The sequence below is a fragment of the Pseudomonas sp. CF161 genome, assembly GCF_000416215.1.
In the GTDB taxonomy this organism is placed as follows: Bacteria; Pseudomonadota; Gammaproteobacteria; order Pseudomonadales; family Pseudomonadaceae; genus Aquipseudomonas.
Map to the genome: position 1 here is coordinate 1 of NZ_ATLP01000021.1, position 2,420 is coordinate 2,420.

A 2,420-nucleotide genomic window follows, 5' to 3' on the forward strand; every position below is an offset into this window, starting at 1 on the left:
CGGTTTGCAGCACATAACCCAGGTGCCGGCTGCGCAGCGCGGCCAGCGGGTTCTGCCCCGAGGCGCGCCAGATCGCGGCGATGTCCAGGGCCTCGCGGCCCGGCGCGAACTCGAAACGTGCCGCCCGGTCCGGCGCCAGCACCAGGGCCAGCAGGTCGAGCAAAGTGCTTTTGCCGCAGCCGCTGGGCCCGACCACCGCCAGTTGCTCGCCGGCGTGCAATTGCAGGCGCGGGATCACCAGGCTGTAGCGCTGGCTACCCGTGCCGCGGCTTTTACGCACATCGCCGAGGTTGAGCATCATGGCAGCGTCGACAACGGAACGCGGTACAAGGCATCGCCCGGCTCGGCATCGCCGAAGCGCACCCAGTTGGCCAGGTCGTTGTGGAAGGTTTCGTAGAGGCGGATTTTCGAGTCCAGCTCATCGATGAAATCTTCCTGCTCGGCCACGCTCAGGGACAGCCACAGGTCCTGAGTCATGCTCAGCGATTTGCTGCGATACGGCAGGCCCTCCAGGTACTCACCCAGCACGCCGCCGTCGGCCAGGTTGCCGCCTTTTTTCAGGGCCGCCGGGTCGCGACTCATGTAGGCGCTGGCGCTGGCGATTTCCTGGAAGAAGTTCTTCGGCGAGGTCTGGGTCTTGCGCGCCGCGTCGACGATCAGTTTCAGCGACTGTTGCAGGTCATTGAGCTGCAACTTGGTCAGCATCACGCACACCTGGAACGCCGGCAGTGCCGGGTTGGTCAGGTCGCGATCGGCGGTCCAGGCGCTGACCAGCTGGGGCGCCTGGCTCGCGCTCTTGCGCCCGAGGAAGTCCATGTGCATGGCGTAGCCGATGGCGGCCGACTTCTCGCTGAGGCTCGGCGCCGCGGCCAGTACCGGCACGGCTTGCGGCTGGTTGCTGCGCACCTGGTGCACCAGGTTGGCGAACACCGAGCCGATCTCGTCGACCCGCTCGCCAAACTTGCGCACATCGCCGCCGGGCACCGGGATGTACAGGTCGCCGATCTGCGGGTTGGCGTCGGCGGTCAGGGTCCGGTACTGGGTCTCGGCGCCGCCGTGGGTTTTCTTGCCGGCGTCGGAGCGCAGGTGCAGGGCGTAGATCTTGATCTGCTTGCCCAGCGCCGCCTGACGCACTTCGGCCTCGTTCATCTGGGTCGCGGCAAACGGGTCGTTCTTGCGCAGGGCGCCGGCGTCGGTCACCAGCAGGATCAGGCGCCCGCCGTAGCCGGACCAGTCCATGCCTTCGACCGCCTGCATCACCCCGGCAAACGCGTCTTCGTTGAACGAATGGCTCGACACCTGGGACGCCTTGACCTGCCCCGCAAGCTCCATGAACCGCTTGGGGTCGCGCCCCTGGTCGAGGGTGATCAGGGTTTTGGAGACGTACTCCAGGCCCGGGGTCTTCTTGGTGCTGTTGCGAAAGCCCACCAGGCCGAAGCTGACGCTGTCCAGCTCGCCGCGTTCGGCAATCCGGGTTTGCAGCTCGTGCACCACGTCGCGCACCTGGTCGATATAGGGCTGCATCGACACCGTGGTGTCCACCACCAGCACCACCGCTGTGCGGAAGGCATCGGCCGGCGCTTTTCGGGCGGCGGCCGGCTGCTGGCTGCTGAGCGCAGGCGAGGTATTGCCGGGGTCGATCGAGGCGATGTTGAGCAACTGCACCGGCTGGCCGTTTTCGTCGAAGCTCTCGCGGGACTCGAAAATCGGCAGCAGGTAGAACTGCTCCTGGGGCACCGCGCTCGCGCCCGGCTCCAGGGCCAGTACCTGCTGCTCGTCAGCCGGGTTTTTCTGCGCCCGCAACAGCAGGTTTTTCGCCGCAGCAGGGTCCGCCAGCAAGCGTTCCAGCTCACTGGCCTGACGCACGAACATCACCGGCGCACGGCCGGAGCGTTCGGTGAACTTGAGCACCAGGCTCTGCTTCCAGTCGCTGACCTGGCTCTCCGGCAACCAGCCGGCACTGCGCCCGTCACTGGCGGCGCCGACCCGCAGCCAAGGGCTGCCGCCCACGGTTTTGCGCTGGTAGACATAGAGCACGGAAAACGCCGGCAACGCCTTGCCCGGCGCCGCACCCGGGGCCTCGGAAAAACGTGCCTCAGGCTTGCTCAGCACGCGTTGGAACAGGGTCTTCTTGCCCGGCATCAACAGCGGCCGCTGGCCGCCATCGACGTCCGCAACAGGCGTGCCTGGCTGCACCTGGGTCTGGTTCTGGTTCGTCGGCGGCACGCTGCCGAGGCTCGGGCTGCCTGGGCTTGGGCTACCTGAGCCCTGGCCCACGGCCGTCGAAGCCTGGGTCTTGCTCACCGGGTCCTTGCTGTCACCGCTCAGCCACCAGTAACCGGCGCCGGCCACGGCCAGGGCGACGGCCACCGCCACCCCGGCCAGGGCCAAGCGTGGACCACGGGCCTGCGACGCAGCCG

2 protein-coding genes are annotated in these 2,420 nt (G+C 67.5%); both read right to left on the reverse strand.

The genetic code is table 11. The annotated features are described in order from the left end of the window. On the reverse strand, nucleotides 1–298 hold a 298-nt coding region (locus tag CF161_RS00220), incomplete at its 3' end, for an ATP-binding cassette domain-containing protein (protein WP_020294509.1). After that, a partial coding sequence (locus CF161_RS00225; protein ID WP_020294510.1) for a vWA domain-containing protein occupies nucleotides 298–2,420 on the reverse strand: 2,123 nt, incomplete at its 5' end. The genes CF161_RS00220 and CF161_RS00225, both read right to left, overlap by 1 nt.